This window comes from Bacillus sp. B15-48, from assembly GCF_016879755.1.
Lineage (GTDB): Bacteria > Bacillota > Bacilli > Bacillales > Cytobacillaceae > Mesobacillus_B.
Window position 1 is genome coordinate 335699 of sequence record NZ_WOFU01000003.1, and the last position, 18676, is coordinate 354374.

Annotated in this window: 18 protein-coding genes; all 18 read right to left on the bottom strand. The window is 38.9% G+C overall.

Features of this window, described 5'->3' with window-relative positions; genetic code table 11:
• Window positions 1-285: 285 nt before the first annotated feature.
• A complete protein-coding gene (locus GNT69_RS12190; protein ID WP_203555460.1) occupies window positions 286-1323 on the bottom strand; it encodes an LLM class flavin-dependent oxidoreductase in 1038 nt (345 codons plus the stop codon).
• Between the two features lie 40 nt (window positions 1324-1363).
• Complete coding sequence (locus tag GNT69_RS12195) at window positions 1364-2215, bottom strand: VOC family protein (RefSeq protein WP_203555236.1); 852 nt, start codon at window positions 2213-2215, stop codon at window positions 1364-1366.
• Between the two features lie 265 nt (window positions 2216-2480).
• The gene (locus GNT69_RS12200) at window positions 2481-3302 is read right to left on the bottom strand and encodes an MBL fold metallo-hydrolase (RefSeq protein WP_203555237.1); all 822 of its coding nucleotides are present in this window, start codon (window positions 3300-3302) and stop codon (window positions 2481-2483) included.
• A gap of 195 nt (window positions 3303-3497) precedes the next feature.
• Window positions 3498-4646, bottom strand: a complete 1149-nt coding sequence (locus GNT69_RS12205) for a glycosyltransferase family 4 protein (protein WP_203555238.1) — start codon at window positions 4644-4646, stop codon at window positions 3498-3500.
• Window positions 4647-4665: 19 nt separating this feature from the next.
• Complete coding sequence (locus GNT69_RS12210; RefSeq protein ID WP_203555239.1) at window positions 4666-5988, bottom strand: UDP-glucose dehydrogenase family protein; 1323 nt, start codon at window positions 5986-5988, stop codon at window positions 4666-4668.
• Window positions 5989-6291: 303 nt separating this feature from the next.
• Window positions 6292-7500, bottom strand: coding sequence for a cytochrome P450 (locus GNT69_RS12215; RefSeq protein WP_203555240.1), 1209 nt, complete (start codon window positions 7498-7500; stop codon window positions 6292-6294).
• 78 nt (window positions 7501-7578) lie between these two features.
• Window positions 7579-8577, bottom strand: a complete 999-nt coding sequence (bioB, locus tag GNT69_RS12220; protein ID WP_203555241.1) for a biotin synthase BioB — start codon at window positions 8575-8577, stop codon at window positions 7579-7581.
• Window positions 8574-9275: a dethiobiotin synthase gene (gene bioD / locus GNT69_RS12225; protein WP_203555461.1), complete on the bottom strand. Its 702-nt coding sequence runs from the start codon at window positions 9273-9275 to the stop codon at window positions 8574-8576. The genes bioB and bioD overlap by 4 nt, the downstream gene beginning before the upstream one ends.
• Window positions 9275-10444 carry an 8-amino-7-oxononanoate synthase gene (bioF, locus tag GNT69_RS12230; RefSeq protein WP_203555462.1) on the bottom strand — a complete coding sequence of 390 codons (1170 nt, stop codon included), beginning with the start codon at window positions 10442-10444 and terminating at the stop codon, window positions 9275-9277. Before bioF ends, bioD begins: the two co-directional genes overlap by 1 nt.
• Window positions 10434-11795 carry an adenosylmethionine--8-amino-7-oxononanoate transaminase gene (gene bioA / locus GNT69_RS12235; RefSeq protein WP_203555242.1) on the bottom strand — a complete coding sequence of 454 codons (1362 nt, stop codon included), beginning with the start codon at window positions 11793-11795 and terminating at the stop codon, window positions 10434-10436. Before bioA ends, bioF begins: the two co-directional genes overlap by 11 nt.
• A 404-nt stretch (window positions 11796-12199) precedes the next feature.
• Window positions 12200-13129: an NrfD/PsrC family molybdoenzyme membrane anchor subunit gene (gene nrfD / locus GNT69_RS12240; protein WP_203555243.1), complete on the bottom strand. Its 930-nt coding sequence runs from the start codon at window positions 13127-13129 to the stop codon at window positions 12200-12202.
• Between the two features lie 13 nt (window positions 13130-13142).
• Complete coding sequence (locus GNT69_RS12245) at window positions 13143-13802, bottom strand: 4Fe-4S dicluster domain-containing protein (protein WP_343206491.1); 660 nt, start codon at window positions 13800-13802, stop codon at window positions 13143-13145.
• A 62-nt stretch (window positions 13803-13864) separates the two neighbouring features.
• Entirely contained in the window at window positions 13865-14203 is a 339-nt protein-coding gene (locus GNT69_RS12250) for a hypothetical protein (RefSeq protein ID WP_203555244.1), read from the bottom strand.
• Entirely contained in the window at window positions 14200-14757 is a 558-nt protein-coding gene (locus tag GNT69_RS12255) for a Gx transporter family protein (RefSeq protein WP_203555245.1), read from the bottom strand. Before GNT69_RS12255 ends, GNT69_RS12250 begins: the two co-directional genes overlap by 4 nt.
• 148 nt (window positions 14758-14905) lie before the next feature.
• Complete coding sequence (locus GNT69_RS12260) at window positions 14906-15289, bottom strand: NusG domain II-containing protein (RefSeq protein ID WP_203555246.1); 384 nt, start codon at window positions 15287-15289, stop codon at window positions 14906-14908.
• Entirely contained in the window at window positions 15286-16380 is a 1095-nt protein-coding gene (locus tag GNT69_RS12265; protein ID WP_203555247.1) for an FAD:protein FMN transferase, read from the bottom strand. Before GNT69_RS12265 ends, GNT69_RS12260 begins: the two co-directional genes overlap by 4 nt.
• Before the next feature lie 139 nt (window positions 16381-16519).
• Entirely contained in the window at window positions 16520-17428 is a 909-nt protein-coding gene (locus GNT69_RS12270) for an FMN-binding protein (RefSeq protein ID WP_203555248.1), read from the bottom strand.
• A gap of 516 nt (window positions 17429-17944) precedes the next feature.
• Window positions 17945-18592, bottom strand: a complete 648-nt coding sequence (locus tag GNT69_RS26020; RefSeq protein ID WP_203555249.1) for a response regulator — start codon at window positions 18590-18592, stop codon at window positions 17945-17947.
• Window positions 18593-18676 lie beyond the last annotated feature (84 nt).

An 18676-nucleotide genomic window follows, 5' to 3' on the forward strand; every position in this document is an offset into this window, starting at 1 on the left:
TTGTTACCGACTTTAGTTCCCGTTGACTTGTCAGAAGGTTTATCAGGATATAGCTTATCCCCGCGGATATAATTCCTATGACTGCTGGAATTAAAATTTCAGCCTGCAGAGAAAGTTAACCAGCAACCCCACCTACGAGCCAAGCAACCATTGCTCTAAGGTTAAACATTTGGTTCAGTTTGCTTCTTTTGGAAACGCCGGGACGGTTCTCGCGTTTCGTTTTCATTCACGAAACATCAAAGAGCCGTTCCCGCGTTTCACTTAACTTAATTTTCCTGTAAAAGTTTATTTACTTGTTTCTCTTCGAACGATTGGAGCAATTTTCGTTGCTAACAATTCAATACCTTTTGCTACATTCTCAAATGGTTGACCACCTATATCTAACTGTGCAAGGAAACGTTGGTGTCCAAAGAGTTCGTATTGTTTAAGTATTTTTTCGACGATTTGCTGTGGACTCCCCACGAACAAAGCAGTATCCGGACTAGCCATATGTTCAAAGTCAGCCCTTGACATCCTTGTCACCATTCCGCGCTGACGGTTCACATATTCCCAGTAATTGGAGTAATAGGGGTAAAACTCGTCCTTTGCTTGCTGAGTTGTCTCAGCTAGATAAGCATGACCGGTTACACCAACCTTCAATATTTCTGGTGCATGTCCAGCGTCTAGTCCAGCTTGACGATATAGTTCGACAAATGGCTTAAATCGTCTTGGATGACCACCCAAGATAGCTAAAGCCATTCCCGCCCCAAATCTTCCAGCACGAACGGCACTCTCGGGAGTACCACCAACTCCAATCCAAATTGGTAATTTTTCTTGTACTGATCTTGGAGCAATTTCAGCATTTCTTAAAGAAGGACGGAACTTCCCCGACCATGTGACGGTCTCATCTTGAGTCAGTTGTAATAGGAGGTCCAGATGTTCTTCAAACAATTCATCATAATCGTTTGTACTATAACCGAAAAGAGGAAATGCTTCTATAAAGGCTCCTCTACCAGCCAGTATTTCTGCTCGTCCATCGGAAAGTAAATCCAATGTAGCAAAATCTTCATATAGACGAACAGGATCAAGCGTACTTAAAACACTTGTTGTACTTGTTAAACGAATTTGTTTTGTTACTTGTGCAATAGCAGCCAATAGAACCGCAGGAGAAGAAGAAGCATAATCGAGCCGATGATGTTCTCCCACGCCAAATACGTCTAGTCCTGCCTCATCGGCAAGTTTAGCAGCTTGAATGATTTCTTTTACTCTTTCCTTAGCCGTTATCGTCTTTCCACTGATGGGATCCGGACCAATATCCGCTAGTGTATAAATACCAATCTCCATACCGGAACTTTCTATAGTAGCCAACCGGATACCTCCCTTCTTATACAGCTAACACTATTGCGTTTCCAGAAGGATCAAAGGTAATAAAATGATTATTTTCTTCTAATACCTCCGCACCAATCTGCTTCAAATTCGTAACTGCTTGTTCACGAGCTTCTTCATTATCAAAAATGAGCGTAAACGATTCGAGACCTACGCTATTTTTGGACGGAGCCGGGGCACCTACACCATTCCATGTGTTAACCCCTACATGATGGTGATATTTTCCATAGGAAAGGAATAAGGCTTGCGTTCCATATCGATTGACAACGTCCAATCCCAATCCTTTTACATAAAATTCTTCAGTCTTATTTAGTTCTGACACGTGTAAATGAATATGACCCATTACCGTTTCAGCAGGCATTCTTTGCCAAGGTTTATCCGGTGTAGCATGTTTTAGCAAATTTTCAAAACCTAAAGGATCAACAGCCATTTCCACTTCACCACCATTCCAATTCCATTCATTCGGTGCTCGATCTCGATAGATTTCAATCTCATTTCCATCTGGATCGTGTAGGTACAATGCTTCACTGACAAGGTGGTCAGAAGACCCAAAGCGAATTCCTTTGTTCGCCAAATGAACGACAATATTGGCTAAATCTGATTGAGCTGGTAATAGAATTGCAAAATGATATAAACCAGTCGTTCTTCCTTGTTTTGGTACAACATCTTCAGGTTGCTCCAGTGATAAAAAACTTGTTTTCCCTTCAGTTGTTAGTTTCGCTGTTGAAGCTGTTTGTTCTAATATATCGAATCCTAGAACATTTTTATAAAATTCTATTGAACGTTGGAGATTTTCCACTTTAACATTTACATGCCCAATAAATGTTGTTGGTTTTGTGTGAAATCCCATAAATAACCCTCCCAAAGTACATTTTTTATGATTTAAAAACTACCGCAACAACATATGCCAGAAATCCCAATACTATCAAACAAGCCAACTGTATTGGAATTCCACCTTGGAACTTTTGATGAATATAAAAATGTAAGACCTACTACTCAAAGTATAACTTTCCCCATTTCGTTTTTATTCATTTTACATTTTCCCTTTCCAAATTATGTTAGTTTATGTAAGTAAGTATATTTAAAAGAAACATCAGAACCGTCCCGGCGTTTCGCTACCCACTCCATTCTTGTTTAAATAACTTTTTATTCTTCTCATGGAACTTCCTCATATTTCTCGGAAACTTGCAGCCGGCAATTAACTGGTTCATTCCTTCTTCATTCTCTTCCTGAACAAACTTTCTCATCTTATGAATATACTTCAATGAGTCTTGCTGTCTTTTCTGCATTTCGGCATGATCTCTAGTAGGAGTACCATGACCTGTTACCAACAATTTAATGGGGTAGTGTTCGAGAATATCATCTAGTTTTAAGAGCGTTTTCTCATACTCATAGCTGCTAAAATAAATATAAGGAAATTCGATGTCAGAAAGATAATCTCCAGCTACAAGAATTCCCAGCGGCTCAACCACTGTCATGATTCCATCATCATTATGCCCAGGTGCTTGATAGAATGTTAATTTTGTCTTTCCGATTGAAAAACTGGTTTCTTCTCCTGCAATTGCATGATCAACTTCTGGATAGACAATTTCATCATTTCTTGTTACATAATATTCATCATCAAATGCCTTTATTTGTTCGATAATGTCTTCCTTATCTTTAAAAGCTTTTTTATCAAACGCATCACTTGCGATGACTTTTGCTTCTGGAAAAGCTTGATAGCCAATAATATGATCAAAATCGGAATGGGTAAATAGTAAGTAAAGGGGCCGACTTCCTTTTACTTCATTCACATACTGCTTGATTTCTTCAACTTCATGCGGGAGCCAGCACGGATCCACGACAATGACACAATCTTCCGTGGTAATGACGGAAGAAATCGTCTCATATAATGCACTGCGAAACAGCGTCAGATTTTCATCCTTCCAAACAATCAAACGATTCTCCTCCTTTATTTCATTAAATCGCTTCTATCTCTTCCACAATAATAAAAGTTGTCATATTTTATCGCTCTTTTCTAGAAGCTACAAGGAATTCGTAATATGAAAAATAAAGAGGGATACGTCAAGAAGCATCCGAAATTCGGAGTTGATTGGATGGGTGAATGAGGAATTCGGTGGAGATGAAGAAAATTAGGAAGGCGGAAGAACCGCCCCCATATTTTCTTCAACAACCATACGATAGTGACCAAGTAAATTCTCAAATATTGTCTCCCACTTCTGTGTCAATGCATAATTTCTCGCTTCAATGCCCATTGAAGTCCGCAAATGATCGTTCATAAGTACTTCGCAAACAGCGTTTGTAAATGCTGCTACATCCCCAGGTTCACATAACCGGCCAGTGAACCCGTTTTTAATAATACTTTTGACTCCACCTGAATTTGCACCAATGACGGGAGTGCCGCTTGCAAGTGATTCAAGTGCAACGTTTCCAAAGGTTTCTGTCGGAGAAGGAAAGACAAATAAATCGGAGACGGAATAAATCTCTGCCAATTCTTGTCCTTGTAAATAGCCAGTGAACATCATCGATGGTGGAGCTTCCTTTTCTACTATTTCCCGCAAAGGACCATCTCCGACAATCATCCATTGGACGTTTTCGGCTATATGCAGTGGAAGTGATTTTGCAACATCTAGAAGAATGTGAACATCTTTTTCCGGAGCTAACCTCCCAACATAAGATAAGATGTAAGGCTTACGGATTTTGTATTTTTGCCGAACACTGTATTGATCATAAAAAGGGTGGAATAATTGACAATCAACCCCTCTTGGCCACACCTCAAGATTTGAGAATTCATTCATCTTTAGCTGTTCTAGCGTTTCAATAGATGGAACAAAGGTTTTTTTGAATGATTTATGAAACCAGTACATATATTTCCATAGAAATTTTGCGAGAAATTGAAGATTATAGTATTGAAGATACTGATTAAAATCTGTATGGTAAGAGCCTACAAGCGGGATATTCAGTTTATTCGCGTAATAAACACCACTAAGTCCCATATTAAATGGAGTAGCGACATGAATGATATCTGGTTTAAACTGTTCTAACTCATCTTTAATGGAAAATACATTTGGAAATGCTAAGCGACATTCAGGATATAAAATAAAGGACAGACTCTTAAAACGATGAATATGTGTGGAGACATACTCACCCGAAGAGGCTGTAGGTGCAAAAACTTTAACAGAATGATTGTTGGCATGTAAATAATCCGTAAACCGCTTTAGCGTTCGTGCGACTCCATTGATGTCTGGATAAAAGGTATCGGTGAAGATTGCGATTTTCATAGTATCCTCCTTTACACCTTTAGCTTTTCACTCCAACTTTAAGCTTCGGCGGCCTTCCGATTGAAAGATAGTTAATATCTGCCTTCTCAACCTCTTCTAGCGAATAACAGTTTCTCCCATCAATGATGATTGCCGTTTTCATCAATTTCCCGTATAGTTCTAAAGGGAAATCCTTAATTTGCTGCCACTCTGTGGCGATGATAACTAATTCGGCGTTTAACAGAGCAGAATGAAGATCAGTTGTATACGCAATCGAATTTCCTAACACTTTTTTCGCATTTTCAATTGCAATCGGATCATAGGCGATTACTTCTGCCTCTTCCACTAACAACTCTTTTACAATTGTTAAGGAAGCTGATTCTCGTATATCATCGGTATTGGGTTTAAAAGCTAACCCAAGTAAAGCGATTCTTACTCCTTTTAAAGATCCTAACAGCTCTTTTGCCTTCATCACGACTAATGATTGTTGAATTTTATTTACTTTGATGACAGATTCAAGCAGTTCAAAACGATGATGAACATCCCCTGCTAGTTGTACAAGTGCTTTCGTGTCCTTCGGAAAACATGATCCACCATATCCAATTCCTGCTTTTAAAAAATGGGAACCAATCCGTTTATCTTGACCAATACCAAATGCTACTTCATCAATATTTGCACCAACTTTTTCACAAATGGCCGCAATTTCATTAATAAAACTAATTTTTGTCGCTAAAAAAGCATTTGAAGCATATTTAATCATTTCTGCACTTCGGATTGTTGTTTTTATGAGCGGAATTTTAAGCGGGAAAAAGATTTCCTCTATCTTTGCTGCAGCCTCTTCGTTATCCGCACCAATAATGATTCGGTCGCCATGATAAAAATCAAAAATGGCTGAACCTTCTCGAAGAAATTCAGGAGTTGAAACCATATTTATTTGCAGATGTGATTGTTTTACACTTTGAATGATGTCTCTAATTTCCTCATTTGTCCCAACCGGAACCGTGCTCTTCGTACAAACAATCACATCATTCTCGATATTCATGCCGATTGTGTATGCCACTTCTTTAATATATTCAAGATTTACTGTTCCATCATGATTTTCAGGTGTTCCCACCGAAATAAAAATAACCTCGGCCTCCCGGTAGGCATCTTTGGCATTTGTTGTAAAACTCAAATCGCCATTTAAAAGGTTTTTCTTAAGCAACTCTTCTAACCCTGCCTCATGAATCGTGGGACGCCCTTTTTTTAATAATTCAATCTTCTCTTCATGTACGTCTACGCACGTGACATCATGTCCGATATCAGCTAAACATACACCAGTGATTAAACCTACGTATCCTGTCCCAGCAACAGTAATTCTCATGCAACCCCTCCTGAATATCCTTTACCCCCATTCTATTAGCTGAAGTTCAATTCTTTCTTTAGCCAGTGTTAAGCTCTTGTAAAAAATAAAGTGGATCGATTTACATTTGGTAAATGTTAAAAATCGATGATGTTTGTATTCAACGTTGGCTATGTACAAAATGATCTAAAAAAAGAGCTCGGAATGACCATTCCGAACCCTTTTGTCGACAAACTGAGGTAATGATTGCATGAATCATTGACTTGATCAAAACAGTATATGGAAAGAATTAGGGAAAAAGGAGAGAACCGTCCCAGCGTATCTCTAATTCAAGGTAATCACCAATTCGTTTAACGATCGAAACCCCATCAGTTTTCTCCATGGAAGGCGAGCAGTTGCTAGGTGGGGATTGTCCACCTTTTGCAGGAAGGTTGCAATCGCAATTTGTGCTTCTAAACGGGCCAATGGTGCACCTAAACAAAAATGCGTTCCATATCCAAATGCGAGATGAGGATTAGGATTCCTAGTGATATCAAGTAAATGTGCATGAGTGAATTTATTGGGATCTCGATTGGCAGCACCGAGAAGAATATAGACTTGATCGCCTTTTTTAATATTTACATCATGAATTTCAATATCCTCCGATGCAACACGCGCCGTCATTTGAGTTGGACTCTCATAACGTAAAAATTCCTCGATGGCATCTTCAATAAGTGATGGATTTTCTTGTAACTTCAGCATCTGATCACGACTTTTTAAGAGGGCAAGGATTGAATTGCTGATCAGATTCACCGTTGTTTCATGACCGGCAATTACAAGCAAAATACATGTTGCCAATAATTCTTCGTCTGATAACCGATTTCCTTCCTGTTCCTCTTTTATTAACAAACTGATGAGATCTTTTTCAGGATTTTGTTTCCGTTTTTGGATGAGCTCTTTAAAATAATCCGATAAGATCATTGTAATATTATTCCCACTGTCTAAAGCCTTTCTTGACCGGGTAAAATCAATCGTTTGGATTAAGGCTACTGCCCATTCTCTAAATCGAAGCCGATCTTCTTTTGGGACTCCTAATATGTTTGCAATAATCGTGCTGGCTAAAGGAAAGGCAAAATCGGAAATCACATCCATTGATTTCCTGTTTTGGAGCTGTTGCAGTAAATCGTTTACCGTTTCTTGGATGGAAGGACGAAGTTTTTCTACCATTCTAGTGGTAAATACGTTATTGATTAGAGAACGCAACCGCCTATGGTCTGGTTGGTTTTTAAAAAGCATCATATTGTTTTGAATGGTTTTTAGCTTCTCATATTGTTTTGAAGTTTGCGGCAGCGGGGTTCGATTTTTAAATCGAGTATCTTTCAGAATAGCTATCGCTTCTTCATATCCAGTCACATACCATCCCGAATATTTTAATAATGTTCCCTGATAGATCGGATGAATGGATCGAAGCTGTTCGTAAAATGGATATGGATTCTGAAAAAACTCAGCAGCAGGAAATGAAATTGGTCTCGTTTGATCTATATTCGTTGACATGTCTTCCTCCTCACATTCATTTACAGAGACGGGGGTTCCCCATCTCTGTATATCTGATAAGCTATTTTTTTATTTTTCTCATGCTAAGCTAGCTTTCATTTCTTCTACTGACTCAACCTCAAAGCCTAGCTCGCGTAACATTTTTTCGTCTTCTGTTTCTTCTTGTCCAGATGTTGTTAAGTAATCACCAACGAAGATCGAATTTGCTGCATATAGTGCTAGAGGTTGGAGGGTCCCTAAGTTCACTTCACGTCCACCTGAAACTCGAATTTCCTTTGTTGGATTGATAAAGCGGAATAGAGCTAATACTTTCAAACAATAGAGCGGATTTAATTCTTTCACTCCTTCTAGCGGCGTACCATCAATGGCATGAAGGAAATTAACCGGAATCGAATCGGCATCAAGGGCTTTTAAACTATGCGCCATATCAATTACATCTTGCTTCGTCTCTCTCATTCCGACAATGACACCGGAACATGGCGACATTCCTGCTTCTTTGACTTTTTCCACCGTACTGACGCGATCATCGTATGTATGTGAAGTCGTGATGTTCCCATGATTGCTTGCTGATGTATTGATATTATGATTGTAACGATCGACTCCAGCCGCTTTTAGTTTTTCTGCTTGTTCTGGCTTTAAAATCCCCAGGCAGGCACAAATTTTCATTCCATAAGTGTCCTTAATTTCTTTTACTGCTTCGACCACCTGATCGACTTCTTTATTGGATGGGCCTCTGCCACTGGCCACGATGCAATACGTACCTATATTTAAATCGTACGCACGTTTCGCTCCTTCAAGGATCGATTCCTTATCAACCATTCTGTAACTATCAATCGGTGCTGTTGAGATAGAAGATTGGGAGCAATAGCCGCAATTTTCCGGACAAAGACCCGATTTTGCATTCATAATCATATTTAGCTTGACCTTTTTTCCATAAAACCGCTTTCTAATTTGAAAAGCTGCATGCATGAGCAATAAGACATCATCATCTGGACAATCTAAAATAGAAAGGGCCTCTTCATTTGTGATTTCTTTCCCCTCTAATACTTCATTTGAAAGTTCAAACCATTGATTCATTTTACTTCCTCCATTTCGTTGATTAATAAGTTCACAGCAATATGATCTTTTACCATTTTTATGATGTTTTCTTTTGTCATCTCTTTCAGTTTAGGAGTCACTCCTAAGACAGGCACACCACATAATTTTTCGATTAAGTCTGGATTTGTTTTTTCCGCGAGACCAGGAAAATCATTGATTCCGTTGATGACGATCCCGACTATTGGAATGTTAAGACTTTTTGCGTATTGAACCGTTAAAAAAGTATGATTAAATGTTCCAAGATTTGGCCGAGCGACAATGATAATTGGCAACTTCAAGACTTTGATCAAGTCACTAACTAAGAAACCTTCTCCTAATGGCACCGAAATGCCCCCAGCCCCTTCGACGATGAAAAATCGATGTTTTTCTCTAATCTTTTCCCAGTAGGTGACGATTTCTTCCATTTTGACAACCTTGCCTTCAAGCTTCCCAGCCACATATGGTGCAAGGGGGTTATTAAATTGAAAAGGGGTAATCTCTTGATGGGATAAAGACGTTTGCGACAGCTCTTTCAGCAAACTTGTATCACTTTCTGGATCTTCACGAGAAATACCACTTAACAATGGTTTAAAGACACCGACATCGATCTCTTTTTCTTTTAATACAGCAGCTAGTCCGCTTGAGATGATTGTTTTCCCAACATCTGTATCTGTTCCTGTGACAAAAAATCCGTTGATCAAATCATGTTCAACTCTTTTCCGATGGAATAAAAACAGTCTAATAAATAGTCAACTTCCTTTGCACTATGATCAGAGGTGACGGTTAAGCGAATCCGACTCTCTCTCTTTGGGACAGTAGGTGGACGAATCGCAGGTGCGTAGATCCCCTTTCCCTTTAGCTTATCAGCAAACATGACAGTCTCTTTAGACTCACCGATAATGACAGGGATAATCGGTGTTAAATCTCCCTTTACCTTATAACCCATTTCTTCTAAACTACTTTTTATTTTTTTAACATGAGAAAATAATAGATGGCGTTTTTCATCACTATCTGCAATGATGTCCAATGCTGTCAGTGAAGCAGCACAGATCGCTGGCGGCATCGCTGTTTGAAAGATAAAGGTTCGAGCATGATTGAGCAGAAAATCGATTAACACTTTAGAGCCTGCAACAAAACCACCTTCTGTCCCAATTGCTTTACTTAAGGTTCCAATCACCACATCAGGCTGAACACCAAAGTATTCACTTGTCCCCCTGCCGTTTTCTCCTAACACGCCGGTTGCATGGGCATCATCCACGATCACATAAGCATCGTGTTGTTTCGCCAGTTGCATGATTCTATCAAGGGGAGCAATTGTCCCATCCATACTAAAAACTCCATCTGTTACAATAAACCGACGTTGGTAGCCCTGCATTTTCTTTAATTTCTTTTCAAGATTCTTCATATCAATATGATTGTATACAAAGGTATCTGCTTTTGAGAGACGGAATCCGTCGATGATACTTGCATGATTGTATTGATCGCTTAAGATCACATCCCCTTTTTCAGGTAAAGAAGAAAGCACACCGACATTCGCTAAATACCCACTTGAAAACAGCAAGGCCGCTTCAGTTTGCTTAAAATCAGCCATTTTTTCTTCAAGCTTTTGATGCCAGTCACTATGGCCGGTCGTTAACCTCGATCCGCTACTTCCGACTCCAAATTCATTCAGGATTGCTTTTGCTGCATGGACCAAACGCTGATCGTTGGCAAGTCCTAAATAATTATTGGATGAAAATACGATTTGACGCTGACCATCGACGACCACCTTTGGTGAAGGGGCCGAGCTCATCGTATGAAACTTCCGGTACAAGCCTGCCGCTTTTGTTTGATCCATCTTCTGACTTAACCATTCATCAAGCTTCAACACCAGTCACCTCATTTGTGACCTCAACAATCGCTTCCTTCATGATCGTGACCATTGCTTTCAATTCTTCTTTTGTACTTACAAGTGGTGGCATAAAGACGATCACATCACCAAGTGGTCTCGTAAGCATTCCAAGTTCTCTCATTTTTAACGTAGCTTGATAGCCAACGCGTTTATTAGTGGAAAAAGGCTCTTTTGTTTCTTTTGAGTAAACGAGCTCGATGCCGCACATCAACCCAAGCTGCCTAATATCCCCAACATGCGGGAGAGATGCTAACTCTTGTTCGAAAAGCAACTTAAGGTACTCTGCCTTTTTCGCTACCTCTTCGATAATGTTTTCGGATTGGAACAAAGAGATGTTTTCAATGGCTACAGCACAGCCAAGCTGATTTCCAGTATAAGAATGGCCGTGGAACAATGTTTTCCTCTTTTCGTAATCATCGTAAAAGGCTTGGTAAATGTCCTCTGTTGTTAAGGTGGCAGCAATGGGCAAATAGCCTCCGGTAATTCCTTTTCCAATTGCCATTAAATCAGGCTGAACTCCCTCATGTTCACAGGCAAACATTTTTCCCGTCCGACCAAAGCCAGTAGCAACTTCATCGACAATCATTAACACGCTATATTTTGTACAAAGTTCTCGTACACCCGCCAAAAAGCCTTCTGGCATGACAATCATCCCGCCGGCCCCTTGGACCATTGATTCAATGGTAAGCGCAGCAATTTCTTGATGGTGTTCAATCAGCAACTGTTCAAGAATCGCTAAACATTCACCGCGACACTGTTCAGGATCACCGCTTTTAGAGCGATAAACATAAGGAATCGGGGCTTTAAAACTCTCAAACATTAACGGACCGTATACTTGATGATACAGATCGATTGAACCTATACTGACGGCTCCAATCGTATCGCCATGATAGCCATTTTTCATCGCAATAAACTTTTGTTTCTCTTCCCTGCCAATATTCATCCAGTATTGATAAGCCATCTTAAGTGCAATTTCCATCGCCTCTGCCCCACTATCTGAATAAAAGACGCGTGTCAGCTTTTCAGGACTGATTTCAATTAGCTTTTCAGCAAGCTCTGTTGCTGGAACATTTGTCATCCCTAAAAGTGTAGAATGAGCTATTTTATCAAGCTGTTTCCGAATGGCCTCGTCCAATTCATGCTTGCGGTGGCCATGAACATTCAGCCATAAAGAGGAGTATCCATCATAGTATTCTTTGCCTTCGATGTCTTTTACCTTTATGCCCTTTCCACTCTCAACGATGAAAGGATGTTCGTCATAATCTTTCATCTGTGTAAATGGTAACCAAAGATACTTCTTGCTTTTTTCAATTAACTCGTTTGTCATTCTCTTCCTCCCATTGATTAATATTCACTGTCGTTCTTGGTAGTCTATGTATGGTTTTTTACTGGCAAATTTGAATTTTGGCTAAAAACATTAAAAAAGACATTATCTACTGAATCACCCTTATGTGTTAACCTAAAAATACTTTGGTTAACACATTAAATATTAAATGCCCTGAAAATCATTGTCAATATTTAAATTTTTCTGGAAACACCGGGACGGTTCTCGCGTTTCAAAAATGTTTGTATTCACGGGTGACTATGTACAATATCATCTAAAAAAAGGCCCGGAATGACCATTCCGAACCCTTTTGTCGACAAACTAAGGCAATGATTGCATCAATCATTGCCTCAGTCAAAACAGTATATGGGAAAAATTAGGGAAACAGGAGAACCGTCCCCATGTTTCTAATAAATTGTAAAACCATCCCAAACAGGAATAGCAGCCAAAATGATTAATGCCCTAAGAGCAAATCCCCCGATAATCACTGAGATATCAGAAACAATCGTAAGAAAAGAATGATGTTTTTTCTGTACAGTAGCCGCTATCTCACTAGCTGCAGATAATGTTTCATTAACAGCAGATTGCTTAGATTTCCGATGTTGATAGATGAATACGAACAGTGGAAATAACAGACCAAGTCCGATAAAATAACCCCAGAATACAAGGGAGTAGGCACCGGTAACAACCAATTCTACACTCTCCTTACCTACTGGTCCATTAACCCCAAAGAACATGATCCCTACAAAAACAGCGACGATGATCAGTTCTGCACCGATTAACAATATATGTGCTTGCCCTTCTCGTCCTTCAGTGAACCTTTCCTTCTCAGCCAATATAGCTAGAAGAGAAGTGAGGGATAAACCCGTAGATATAGCGGAAACCACGAAAAGAACAGGCATAATCCCTGTAGCCCAGAAAGGTACCGCTTTGATTACGGTTAGCAAAAGACCGGTATATGCACATGTCGCTAGGGCCAAAACTGCACCTGTTATTGTTACTATATTCGGCGTAGCTTTATTTTTAAATGTAAAATACGCTTTTATTAATCCAACGACAATGAATAAAGCTAGAATATACACACCCCAGGTCATAACAGATCTAGGATTCATAATTAGTCCAATCAACAGCCAAGGTTTAGTGAGCCCTTGGCCAAGGTCAAATACTAAAAGTACTGTGCCAATTGTTACAATCGGCGGAGCAAGATAATATCCCATTCGAGTCAGACTAGAGCTTTTCCCGAGCCAACCTTTTTCAGCTGCAAACGAAGTGAGATAGGTTCCCGCCCCAAGCCCGCCTAAAAATAAATAAATGACGATCAACCAATGCCAATGCATAAAACAATCCCCCCTATTCCTTTGGAATAATTACCCAAGATGGTTTTGTTAATTCGGAATTTGGCAATCCTTCAAGATGACCAACACCACCCTGAGTTTCTCTTAATATTGAAATCTCCCCGTAAGTTAAGGCACCCGTAGGACAATTGGCTACACATGCAGGATCTTCGCCGTCATCCTGGCGTTCATAGCAAAAATGGCATTTAGTGATTCTACCTGTCTCATCACTGAACTGGGGGGCATGATATGGACAGGCATACATGCAATATTTACATCCGATACACTTATCTGGGTCATTAAGAACAATGCCATCTTTTTCTCTTTTTAGATAACCTCCTACCGGACAAACAGATACACAAGCAGGGTTCTCACAATGATTACAACTTACAGATAAAAACGCTTTTGAGTTCTCTGACGTTAATACCCGACGCCACTCGGTGCCTTCTTCCCAGTTGTTGGTATCTTTACATGCTGCTTGACAAACTCTACATCCGACGCACTTTGTCTGATCAAACTTCAGGCCCATTTGGCTATTTTTTTGTGGTGCAGCCAGAACTGTATTTGATTTGATCACCCGATCTGTAAAAACACCTAAGGACAAGGTAGCAGTCCCCAAAACAGTCATTTTCAGTATTTTACGGCGGCTAAGTTTTATAGGTTTTGAAAAATACACGATAATTCAAGTCTCCTTTCTTCTCACGATTTTAGAAAGTAGAAAATAGTTTTATAGAGGGTTTAGTTTCCATTCCGCCTATCTTTAACGACTGCCCAACCTATAATCAGCATTGCAGCCATGAGTCCACTCCCGAGCAAAACATTGTTCGCTTCTCTATGAATGGGTTCGACCGGTAGAGGTTCATAATGTTCGAACTTTTGCTCCGATGCCCCTGCTGTTCCATCCGCCTGTTCCGATGCACCTGCTGTTTCATCCGTTTGCTCTGTAGTTCCAGGTTCTTCCTTAGTAGAAGTATCTGCATACATCTCATTAGGTAAAATCAAAAATTGTCCAAAAGTCAGGAACGTAATTAAAGTTAAAAGCGAGAAACCACGATGTAAGCGTTTTACTTTCTTCATTTATTTAGAGCCCTCCTTTCAATTACTGTGACAGTTTCATTACTCGTAGACAAAAGCTCCTTCTCTTTTATTTCATTGATTGCTATTTCCGCAATAGTTCCTGTAATGAAGCCAGTAATTACCGCTGATATTAAAAGAATCGGGAGGTATAATAAAATGACAGATTCAGCCAACAAGAAAGAGGCTATCGTAATCTGTGTTGTATTATGAACAATTGCTCCCACGATACTAATTCCTTTAATGCTAAAATACCTGGATAGCTTCTTATATAGAAAAGCCATCAACAAGGCACTTAGAATGCCTCCACCTAGACTAAAGGGAAGCATCATGACTCCTCTGGTCAACAAGGCTACCACTAAACTGCGGATCGTGACTACGAGGAGAACATCCCTTAGGGGGAGAAAAACAAGTGCAATCAAGGTGATAATATTTGCTAACCCCAGTTTAATGCCTGGTACAGGAATAGGTATCGGTATGAATGATTCCAATAATGATATTAAAATCGCATTGCTCACCAGAATAATAATCACTGCATATCTTCTATTTTTATTCATATTTACCTACCTACTTTCCGCTCGATACCACGTTATTACGCAACCTTATTTGTGATTGTTTTCACATTTAGTTTTTCATTGAAGAGGCCAATTATATTCTAACGATTACACTATTATTAGGGACATATGTCGGTGAGCCTTTGGTTTATTAGATGGAAATATCATCTACTTCCATTTCTTCTTTCCCATCAATATAGATAATTGTTTTAGTAGGTAGGCACACAATGCTCTGTCCTGGCTTGCTTATTTTCCCAGTGATAACACAAATCTTGTCTGGACATGTTGATTCTTCAACCCAGATTTGGTCTTTTTCCGTTACTATACGCATAAAGTGGTCCCCAGCTAGGTGCAGAGGGATCTCTTCTCGCTCATTACTGCTATCTAACGTAAGTGTAGTATAAATCTGTCCGTCAACTTTTAAAACTGCATTCCTACTAATGTTGTCAGCCCAAATGGTATCTTTAGTAAACCATCCTAAAACAGCTATGATCAAAATGATTGCTATGAAAAGATCTCCTTTTTTCAGTCTCATTTGATCACCCCTGTCCCTTGCAGCTGATATTCTTCCTTGGTAATCTTGAAATTATTTTCATCGATACCAGATGAATGGTAGACCATCTTGTCAGAGGTAATAAAGATTGCCTCGGTAGTAGGTAAATCTTCAATTAACTGCATTCCTTCTTCAAGTCCTAAAAGAAAGATGGTCGTTGATAACCCATCAGCATCGATAGAATCTTTTGCAATAATAGAAACACTGAGGATAGAGTTTTCCTCTGGATACCCTGTTTTAGGGTTGAGAATATGATGAAATCTTTCTCCATCTAACTCGAAATATCTTTCATAGATTCCCGAACTGACAAGAGCCTGATCATTAAGCATCACAATCCCCATATATTCCCCGCGCAGTTTTAAAGGGTCTTGTAAACCAAGCTTCCAATCTGTATTATCAGGTTTAGTGTTAAGAGCGAGTATATTTCCTCCTAAATTGATGAGTGCATGCTTAATTCCTGCTTCTTCTAAAATCTTAGCTGCTTCATCGGCTGCATAGCCTTTAGCAATCGAACCTACATCAACAATCATACCAGGGACATTAAGCTTGGCACGGTGGTTATCTTTATCCAAAATTAGGTTTTCATAGTTCACTAAGGGCATCGTATTTTGAATTTCAATTTCTCCGGGTAATCTTGCTTCATCTGTGCCAATATTCCAAAGTTTTACAAGCGGGCCTATGGTAAGATCATATTTCCCATTGGAAATTTCCGAGTAATATCTCCCCTTCTCCATGACATACAAAGTCTCTGGACTAAGCTTGCTATATTCGATTCCTGCCATATTATTCAATTGAGTGATTTCACTTTTCTCAGTATTTTCATTAATGGTCATTTTGTCTTCTATTTCAGAAATTCGGTCAAAAACTTTCTGGAAGATAGATTCAACTTCCTTCACTTCATCGTATATTGTTATTTTTACGACAGTGCCCATCAAAAATTCAGTTTTCACAACTGGTTCTATTTTTTGAGCTTCAGCTGCGTTTTTTATTTGTGGGGTGCATCCGGCTAGAAGAACGACCAGTAACAGTAAGAAAAAAAGAGAGGTGTTGGGTGATAATTTCTTCAGATCCATAACACTCAAGCCTCCTTAAAAGTAAAGGGAACATATTTATTGAAAAAAATACACATGATGGTAAAAGCGTTATACGTCACTTCAATAGTTTGGAAAAAAAGGAGCAGTATTAACCGCTCCTATTATTTACTAAAAAAAATTATTTAGCATCTGCTAAGGCTTGCTCGGCTAATGAAAAGAATTCTTTAACATGGATAGATACCCCTGCGATGTCATCTGTGTGACCTTCTTCATCATTGTAAGCAATCTTTGCAGGATCTTGAGTTTCAATTAGATAATCTTCTGTTAGCGCTACTTGCTCATGCCATTCAGATTGTGCTCCAGCCTTAGCCACCATACCGTATTCACCAGAAATTGATAAGCTATCTTTATCTGGATACTCTCCTTCTTTTACATGGGCATTAAAGTCAACCCCTACAATTGATCCGTTCCTAACAGCAATATGTACGAAGTTTTTGTATCCATTCTCAGTAAAGTCTGATTCTTCAGCATAATAGAAGCCGTCTTTATATTGACCTTCTGCAACAGGCCCATTAGCTAAAGCTTTTTCAGCTAAATCAAAGAATTCAACAACGTGGATGGATACCCCTGCGATGTCATCTGTGTGACCTTCATCATCTTTGTACGTAATCTTTTCAGGATCTTGAATTTCAACCAGGTAAGCTCCTGCTAGTGCTGCTTGCTCATGCCATTCAGCTTGTGCACCGCCTTTCTCAACCATTGGATATTCACCATCAGCAGATGTAGTAGCTTTATCCTTGCCACCGTTAATATTTACTCCGTTCCAGACCGCAGCAATGATTTTACCATCTTTCACTTCAATGGTTGCAGTATACTTCCAATCTTTACTATATCCCTCTTCTTCTGCAAAATAGATACCGTCAGCATACTTACTCTCTTCTATTTGTGCTTGTTCTTGTGTTGCTGTTTCTTCACCTGTTGTTGTTTCCTCTTCTGGTGCGCTCGTTGCATCTTCTGTTTGGTTACAACCTACAACTGTTAAAACAAGCATGAAAATAAAGGATACCGCGAGAAACCTTTTAAGCATAAAATAACCTCCCTCAATATATTTACATTACCTATTCATGTTGATTTTTTTATGAAGAATTGCACAATCAACATGTTACTAACACCTTATCATTGAGGAGAAAGATACTACATACTGACTTTTGCCCTGCAAACAGGGACATTTGTCCCTGTAATTTAGCATTAAACTCCATAAATAATCTCCAAAACCATTGGTATTATTGACATTTCCTGCTTTTCAAAATTTTGTCACTGACACAAAAGTTCAAAGATTATGTACTGGATATCACAACTGTGAGGAATTGAAGTATGGGAAATGAAAAGATTTGACATGGTCAAAAAAGGCGTAGGATATTACAGTTTTGCGACAAATAAAAACAGCCATCATTCGTAAGGGTTTAAGGCTGTTTTTTATGCTATTAACTGCGAATCAGGTATATTAGTGAATAATTTCACATAAAAACACCTGCCCTATTATTGGGAAGAAAGATTTTACACCGAATACTAACATTTGCCCTTCGAATATGTACATTTACACCTATGCTAATGCTGTTTGTCTCAACCAATAAATAGCAGCTTCAGTTCTATTAGAAACGTTAATCTTTTTAAAAATTTTGCTGATATAGTTTCGTACAGTTTTTTCTGAAATAACAAAGATCTCTGCAATTTCTTTATTGGACTTTCCACAGCTTAGCAATTGCAATATTTCTGTTTCTCTCCTGCTCAAATTATGTTGCTCATTACTGAGTTTTCCCCTATTTTGAGTGATAAAATTAATGGCATACTGAACAAGGGATGCATCTAATACACATTCTCCTTCATAGACTTTAATTATGGCTTCTATTAATTCATCCCTTGTTACATTTTTCAACAAATAACCATCTACTCCCGCTCGAATCGTTTCGATTACGATCGGTTCTTGAGAACATTCTGTTAGTATGATAATTTTAACTTTAGGGAACATAGACTTTATTCTATTACACCCATTAATTCCATCACCATCAGGAAAATTTGAGCCAATCAAAATAAGTTCCGGACTAACTTTGGGAATGATATCAATAGTTTCTTTGAGATTTTTAGCTTCTCCACATACTTCTATAGAATTATTTGATTCTAAAATAAGTTTTAAACCATATCTAACAATAGTATGATAATCCACTATTAAAACTTTAACCCTGTTTTTCACTCATTGCTCCTCCCTTAAGTTTCCAGCATTAATTAATTCCACAAAATCAATTATACACTTGTAAATAAATTGTGTTGAAAATGC

Bases quoted from the DNA above. Each gene is read 5' to 3' on its own strand.
- GNT69_RS12190 (WP_203555460.1), bottom strand. From the start codon at position 1,323: ATGGAGATTGGTATTTATACACTAGCGGATATTGGTCCGGATCCCATC.
- GNT69_RS12195 (WP_203555236.1), bottom strand. From the start codon at position 2,215: ATGGGATTTCACACAAAACCAACAACATTTATTGGGCATGTAAATGTT.
- GNT69_RS12205 (WP_203555238.1), bottom strand. From the start codon at position 4,646: ATGAAAATCGCAATCTTCACCGATACCTTTTATCCAGACATCAATGGA.
- GNT69_RS12210 (WP_203555239.1), bottom strand. From the start codon at position 5,988: ATGAGAATTACTGTTGCTGGGACAGGATACGTAGGTTTAATCACTGGT.
- GNT69_RS12215 (WP_203555240.1), bottom strand. From the start codon at position 7,500: ATGTCAACGAATATAGATCAAACGAGACCAATTTCATTTCCTGCTGCT.
- bioB (WP_203555241.1), bottom strand. From the start codon at position 8,577: ATGAATCAATGGTTTGAACTTTCAAATGAAGTATTAGAGGGGAAAGAA.
- bioA (WP_203555242.1), bottom strand. From the start codon at position 11,795: ATGACAAACGAGTTAATTGAAAAAAGCAAGAAGTATCTTTGGTTACCA.
- nrfD (WP_203555243.1), bottom strand. From the start codon at position 13,129: ATGCATTGGCATTGGTTGATCGTCATTTATTTATTTTTAGGCGGGCTT.
- GNT69_RS12250 (WP_203555244.1), bottom strand. From the start codon at position 14,203: ATGAAGAAAGTAAAACGCTTACATCGTGGTTTCTCGCTTTTAACTTTA.
- GNT69_RS12255 (WP_203555245.1), bottom strand. From the start codon at position 14,757: ATGAATAAAAATAGAAGATATGCAGTGATTATTATTCTGGTGAGCAAT.
- GNT69_RS12260 (WP_203555246.1), bottom strand. From the start codon at position 15,289: ATGAGACTGAAAAAAGGAGATCTTTTCATAGCAATCATTTTGATCATA.
- GNT69_RS12265 (WP_203555247.1), bottom strand. From the start codon at position 16,380: ATGGATCTGAAGAAATTATCACCCAACACCTCTCTTTTTTTCTTACTG.
- GNT69_RS12270 (WP_203555248.1), bottom strand. From the start codon at position 17,428: ATGCTTAAAAGGTTTCTCGCGGTATCCTTTATTTTCATGCTTGTTTTA.